The organism is Gordonia rhizosphera NBRC 16068 (assembly GCF_000298195.1).
GTDB lineage: Bacteria > Actinomycetota > Actinomycetes > Mycobacteriales > Mycobacteriaceae > Gordonia > Gordonia rhizosphera.
In genome coordinates, this window is sequence record NZ_BAHC01000238.1 from 1 (window position 1) to 6,946 (window position 6,946).

At 66.1% G+C, this 6,946-nt stretch carries 5 protein-coding genes; 3 read left to right on the forward strand and 2 right to left on the reverse strand.

The annotated features are described in order from the left end of the window. Nucleotides 1-1,503 (reverse strand): class I adenylate-forming enzyme family protein (locus tag GORHZ_RS27820; protein ID WP_006339171.1); only part of this gene is annotated, 1,503 nt, incomplete at its 3' end. Nucleotides 1,504-1,727: 224 nt separating this feature from the next. Here GORHZ_RS27820 and GORHZ_RS27825 point away from each other — a divergent pair. The 3 genes from GORHZ_RS27825 to GORHZ_RS27835 are packed head-to-tail and all read left to right on the forward strand — an operon-like array spanning nucleotide 1,728 to nucleotide 6,415. Beyond that, nucleotides 1,728-4,661: an AMP-binding protein gene (locus GORHZ_RS27825; protein WP_051999114.1), complete on the forward strand. Its 2,934-nt coding sequence runs from the start codon at nucleotides 1,728-1,730 to the stop codon at nucleotides 4,659-4,661. Between the two features lie 26 nt (nucleotides 4,662-4,687). Further along, complete coding sequence (locus GORHZ_RS27830) at nucleotides 4,688-5,476, forward strand: N-acyl homoserine lactonase family protein (protein WP_006339175.1); 789 nt, start codon at nucleotides 4,688-4,690, stop codon at nucleotides 5,474-5,476. A 48-nt stretch (nucleotides 5,477-5,524) separates the two neighbouring features. Beyond that, nucleotides 5,525-6,415 (forward strand): helix-turn-helix domain-containing protein, encoded by an 891-nt coding sequence (locus GORHZ_RS27835; protein ID WP_006339183.1) that lies wholly within the window; start codon nucleotides 5,525-5,527, stop codon nucleotides 6,413-6,415. A gap of 2 nt (nucleotides 6,416-6,417) precedes the next feature. On the opposite strand, the gene GORHZ_RS27840 is transcribed toward GORHZ_RS27835, so the two are convergent. Next, the coding region (locus tag GORHZ_RS27840; RefSeq protein ID WP_006339193.1) for an MFS transporter at nucleotides 6,418-6,946 on the reverse strand (529 nt) is incomplete at its 5' end.

A 6,946-nucleotide genomic window follows, 5' to 3' on the forward strand; every position in this document is an offset into this window, starting at 1 on the left:
CTTGCCGCCGGCATTGCGGGGGAGCTCGGTCACGACGTGATAGTGCTTGGGGACCTTGTACTTCGCGAGTCGGTCGATCAGCCAGCCAGATAGATCATCGGCGTCGATGGTGCGGCCCTTTGCGGCGACGAGGAACGCCGCCCCGACCTCCACGTACTTGTCGTCGGGCACCCCGACCACCGCGGCGTCGGCGATGTCGTCGTGGCCGGTGAGGATCATCTCGACCTCGGCGGGATAGACGTTCTCACCGCCGCTGCGGTACATGTCCTTGGCGCGCCCGGCGATGGTGAGCAACCCGTCTTTGTCGATACGTCCGAGGTCGCCGGAATGGCACCACCCGTCACGGAAGGTTTCCGCGTCGGCCTCGGGACGATGCCAGTATCCGATGCTCACTCCGCCACTGCGGACGCAGATCTCACCTACCTCGTCCACGTCGGTGAGCGAGCCGTCGGGGCGGATCACCTTGACCTCGGTCATCGCCTGGGGACGGCCGATGCTGCTCTCGTGTCCGCGGGCGATGTCGAATTCGAGGCTGGTGCTGACCGCGCCGCCCTCGGTCAGGCTGTAGGACTGCACGAGGGACACGCCGGGCAGCTTCTTCTCGAGCTCGTCGTACACCCACGGCATCACGATGTCGCCGCCGGTGACGATGCGCTGCAGAGAATCCGGTACGAGGTCGGTGAGGCGGTCGTCGCGCAGCAGGTCGAAGAGCATGAACGGGTACAACAGCATGTTCGTCGTACAGCGTTCGCGAGCGACGGAGATGAAGTTCTCCAGGGTGAACCCGCCGGACGGGAAGGTCACCGCGGTACCGTGCGCCAGCAACGTCGGCAAGAGCAGCACCTCGAATCCGCCGGCATGAAACAGTGGTCCGGAGGTCTGGGCGACGGTGCTGTGGTCGAGGTGCCACCGTTGCGCCTGGATCGAGCCGATCCACATGGCGTTGCCGTGCGAGAAGAGCGCACCCTTCGGACGACCCGTCGTCCCTGATGAATACATGAGCGATGCGGGGTCATCGAAGGACAGGTCGGGGAATCCGGTCGCGTCGGTCGCCGTCGCGGCGAAGTCGTCCAGCGGGACCGCCCAGTCGAGGGTTCCGCCCCGCACGACGTAAGTGGTGACGTCGATCTGGTCGCGGATGGGCTCGATGTTGTTGGCGAAGTCGCGGTCGAACACCAGGGCGATGGCCCCCGAGTCGCTCAACGCGAATTGCAGTTCAGGTGCGGTTAACCGCCAGTTGAGGCGCACGGAGATGGCTCCGGCCCGGGCAACGGCCAGATACAACGCGACGTAGTCGATGGAGTTTCGCAGCAGCACACCGACCCGGTCGCCCTTGACCACCCCGGCATTCTGCAGCGCCCGGGCATAGCGCAACTCGAGCGAGCGGAGGTCCGTCCAGGAAACGACCTCGTCGCCACCCAGCGCCAGCGCAGGGCGGTCGGGGTCCACCGGAGGCATCTGACTCGCGATCGAGTCGGTGATGAAGTTGAGGCTCATTCCCATGAGATCGGCACTCCTGAATCGTGACGCGGGCATACGCGTCGTCGGCTACGAGATCTATCTCACGCTGTTGCGCTCCTCGATACCAGGGGACGAGAGCACCCCTCTGCGCGGTTCCGCCGGCCACCGCGTTCTGCCTAGTCTCGTCCCACGAATAAGGAGTCGTGGTGAACCCGTTGAATGTGATCTCGTCAGTGCCCGCCAGGGTTGGTTCTGGTGCGGAAGAGGTGATCGATCTCGCGCGCCGCACGGACGTGACAGTCCGGAACGTGGCCGAGTATCTCCGCTATGGGGGTCTGCAGATCGACGAGGAGACGTCCCCGTTCGACGTGGTGGCCTCCGAACCGGTGTACCGGCTCCGGCACTACTTCGCCGACGAGGCGCCGCCGGGATTGCCGGCGCTGGTGTTGGTACCGCCGCTGATGATGGCGACCGAGGTGTACGACGTCGCGCCGGCCTCGAGTTCGGTCCGCGCGGTACACGAGTGCGGGATCGACGTGTGGGTGGTCGATTTCGGTCGTCCCGAGCACGAGGTCGGTGGTCTGGACCGGACCATGGGTGATCACGTCCTGGCGGTCAGCGATGCGGTCGACAAGGTGCGCGCCGCGACCGGCCGCGATGTGGTGCTCAGCGGTTATTCGCAGGGCGGCCTGTTCGGCTACCAGGCCGCGGCCTACCGGCGCGGTGACGGCATCGATTCGTTGGTCACCTTCGGCGCGCCCGTCGACTTCCAGTCGGCTCCCCTGCCGATCCCGATGTCCATGGAGTCGTACGCGTCCGTTGCCGAGGCGCTACTGGGAACCAAAGTGCTGGACCATATCTCACTGCCGTCCTGGTTCAACAAGGCGTGGACCCGGATGCTCGATCCGATGGCGACCATCAAGTTCAAGCTGAATTACTATCTCGCGCTGAGCGATCGGGACAAGTTGCTGCCCGGCGAACAACAGCGCCAATTCCTTGAGAACGAGGGGTGGACGGCGTGGTCGGGACCGGCGATCCGCGAGTTCCTGCAGCAGGCACTGGTGATGAATCGCATGCTGTCCGGCGGCTTGGTGATCGGTGATCGAACCGTGTCGCTCGCCGACATCGACTGTCCCATCATGATCGCCGTCGGAGAGGCCGACAAGGAAGGGCATCCGCTCTCGGTGCGAGGCATCAAGCGCGCGGCACCCCGCGCGCCCGTCTATGAACTCACCCTGCGGTCGGGACACTTCGGCATCGTCGCGGGTGCCGGAGCCCGGAAGCGGACGTGGCCACGAGTTGCGGAGTGGATCGAGTGGCGGGCGGGCAAGGGCGATCTGCCCGCGGCCATCGTGCCGTCCGACGAGGTGACCTCGGAGGTCGCCTGGACCCCGGGAGACGTGTCCAATCGGGTTCGGACGGTGGTGGACCTCGGCATCGGGACGTCCAGCACCGTCATCCGCGCCGCCAACAGCGCGCTCACCACCACCCAGGCGGTCATTCGTGAGCGCGGTTCACAGGTCCCGCTGCTCAATCGTCTCGACGGATTGCAGTCCGCGACCGAGATCTCCATCGGACTGCTGCTCGACGAGTCGGCCAAGCGCAATCCGGACGGGATCGCGCTCATGTTCGGCGACCGGGTGATTCGCCACCGCGAGCTGGCCGACCGGATCGACGCGGTGGTCAAGGGTCTCATCAGCCTCGGTGTGCGCCAGGGAGATCGAGTTGGCGTGATGATGAGTGCGCGGCCATCATCGCTCGCGCTGGTCGCCGCGATCAGTCGTCTCGGTGCGACATCGGTGCTGCTACGACCTGAGCGGGACATCGAGAAACAATCCACCGCAGGAGGATTCCGGTGGCTGATCTCGGACCCGGAGCGGGTGCGGGCCGAGCCTGTGCCGGGTGTGCAGTGGTGCGTGCTCGGTGGCGGCCAGAACCGAACGCTGGCCGAGCACGTCATCGACATGGAACAGATCGATCCCGACGCGGTCGCCGCGCCGGCGTGGTACCGGCCCAACCCCTTCCGTGGGTCCGACATCGCCTTCGTGCTGTTCACCGGCGACGGCGCCGACACCCGGACCCGGCTGATCACCAATCGGCGCTGGGCGCTCTCGGCGCTCGGCACGGCCAGTGCGGCGGCATTGCGGCCCGAGGACACCATGTACTCGCGTACCCCGCTGCATCATCCGTCGGCGTTGCTGATGGCCGTCGGTGCGGCCATCGCCGCCGGATCTCGACTGGCGTTCGCCAGCGCACCCGACCAGGACACGTTCTGGGAGGAAGTCGCCCGATACGGCGCGACCCACGTGTCGTATACCTGGACGTCGTTGCGGGAGATCGCGAGCGGACCCCGGCACCCCAACGAGCGGGAATCTCCGATCCGGCTGTTCGTGGGATCGGGGATGCCGCACAATCTCTGGCGACGAGTGAATGAGCGATTCGCTCCCGCGCGGGTTCTCGAGTTCTACGCATCGCCCGACGGCGAGGCCATCCTGGCGAATGTCACCGCCACCAAGATCGGGAGTGTCGGACGGCCGCTGCCCGGGACCGCCGAGGTGCGCGTCGCGAAATTGGACAAACAGACACGACAACTGGCGTACGGCTCCGACGGTCTCGCCCGTGCGTGCCCGCCGGGAGAGCCCGGCCTGCTGATGGCGCGCAGCGACCCCAGGGTGCCGTCGCGAAATCTCGTGCGCGGTGTCTTCGCCGCCAACGACTCGTGGCAGTTGACCGGGGATGTGTTCACCGAGGACTCGGCCGGCGACCTGCAGCTGATCGATCCAGCCGACAGCCTCATAGAGACGGCCGACGGGCTCGTCTCACCGACGAGGGTGCAGAACGCTCTCGGCCGAATATCAAGTGTGGACGTGGCCGTGGCCTACGGGGTCGCCGGTGGGAACGGTGACGCTGCCGGGAACGGTGACGCTGCCGGGAACCGTGACGATGCCGCCGAACTACTCGTTGCGGCCGTTGCCCTGTTCCCCGGTGCGACGCTCACCCAGTGGGAGTTGGAGTCGACCATGCGACGACTGGACCGCAATCACCGACCGCACACGGTTGCGGTCGTGAAGAAGATCGAGCTCAGCACGTGGGCGCGACCTCTGACATCTGGACTTCCACAGGAGATCCCGATGCCGGCGCGGGGAACGACCATCTGGCGCCTGGATTCCGACGGCGAATCGTACGTCCGGGCTCGCTGACGAACCGAGAGGTAGGTACTACGACAATGGTGGCGACGATTTCGCGACTGTGGGCACTCGATGCACCGACGGTCACGATGGACAACAGCATCATGATGTTCGGCAAGGGAGGCACGGAGATCACCATGCCGTTGCCGTCGTTCCTCGTCGAACATCCCGACCACGGTTTGCTCATCTTCGACACCGGAATCGACGGTGCCGGCGACCCCGCTTCGGCATATGGTCCGGCGGCCGAGCTGTACAAGATCGATTTCCCGGCCGAGTATGCGCTCGATGTCCAGCTCGAGAGCCTGGGTTTCAGCACGGCCGATGTCCGACGCGTGGTGATGTCGCACCTGCACTTCGATCACACCGGTGGCCTTCGGCACTTTGCCGGTGCGACCGGCTACGTCGGCTCCGGCGAGTTGCGCTACGCCAAGTCCCCGGATCACCACGTAGCACCGTTCTTCATGCCGCCGGACCTGGCCGCCGCCGAACAGATCGACTGGCTCGAGGTGCCCGCCGGCTACGACCATGACGTGTTCGGCGACGGCAGCGTGGTCATCTTGTCGTTGCCGGGCCACACGCCGGGGTCACTGGCCCTGCAGTTACGGCTCCCCGACGGCTCGACGCTGATCCTGTCGGGCGACGTCGCTCACGAGCACGACAACGTGAGCTGCTGTGCGGGTATGCAGGCCGACTCGGACACCGCCGCCGCCATCGAGTCGCTCAAACGGTTGAAGCTGATGCGCAGTCGACCAAACACCAGAGTATGGGTCAACCACGACATCGCCGATTGGGAGAAGCTGCGTCCGAACGGGCGACAGGTCGTGTAACCTCCAAACGTTCTCGCATCGAGGTCCACGAGTCCTAATCTAGGACTCGTGGACCTGACGCACGAGATCAGAGATTTCTTGATGACTCGCCGCGCCCGCATCCGGCCCGAGGACGTCGGGCTGGTCGCACATGGCAAGCGGCGGGTACCCGGCCTGCGTCGGGAGGAACTCGCGCAGCTGGCCAATGTCAGCGTCGACTACTACACCCAGATCGAACGAGGACAGGTGGCCGGCGCGTCCGACGAGATCCTCGGTGCCATCGCCGAGGCGCTGCAACTCGATGCCGACGAGACGCGGCACTTCTTCATCCTGGTGCGCGCCGCGCGCAGTCGCTCGGCACGACCGACATGGGCACGCGACGCGCCCCAGGTGGTTCCGGACACCGTGCGGGCGATGCTGCGGTCGCTGGAGACGCTGCCCGCGCTCGTGCAGACCCAGCGCCTCGACGTCATCGACGCCAACCAGTTGGGACGCGCCCTGTACGCCGACGCCGCGGACCCCGACGGCGGCACCCTGAATCTGGCGCGGTTCATCTTCCTCGACGACCGGGCTCCCCGGCTCCTGGTGCACTGGGAGTCCTCGGCCGACGACGCCGTCGGAATCCTCCGCGTCGCCGCCGCACGTGCGCCCGATTCCCCGAGAATCACCGACCTCATCGACGAATTATCCACGCGCAGTGATGATTTTCGCACGCGGTGGGCGCGCCACGACGTGGTCGGGACCACGCACGGCACCATGACGTTCAATCATTCTGCGCTGGGGCGGTTCGCGCTGAACTACGAGGCACTGAGCATTCCGCGGGCTCGTGGCGTCTACGTCGTTGTGTATTCGGCCGGCCCGGAAACCCGCGACGCAGACGCCCTGAAGTTGCTGTCCGCGTGGGCCGCCACGAACAGCGAGACTCCCCACCCGACGGGTGGGGAGTCTCGGATCGGATAAAGCTACACGTTGACGGTCGATTGGTCGGCATGCGCGCGCTGCAGAACGGCCACCGGGTCGCTCCCTTGGCGACGCATCACGAACACCACGCCCACGGCACACGCCAGGGAGACCACGAGCAGCAAGTTGGTGTAGTTGTAGAGTCGCTGCGCGCCGATCTCCGTTACGAGGTACGCGCTGATGAGTGGCGCGATGATCGCTCCGAGTCGACCCACACCCAGCATGGCGCCATAACCTTTCGCGCGGGCCAGCGGCGGGTAGGCGCGCGGCACCAGCGCACTGTACGAGGAGATCCCGCCGAAGATGCCGACTCCGAGAGCGACGGCGAAGACATACAGCCACACCGTGGGCTCATGGCCGGGAGCCGGGAACGCGTTGGCAAACCCCAGCATCGCGACGACCGCGATGCCGCAGAACACCCACGTCAGCCGGACGGCGTTGACGACCAGCCCGAGGGTCGCCAGCGTGATCGCGCCGACCAAGCAGCCCAGCGACATCCACAATCCCACATTCTGGCCGGTATGTCGGGCC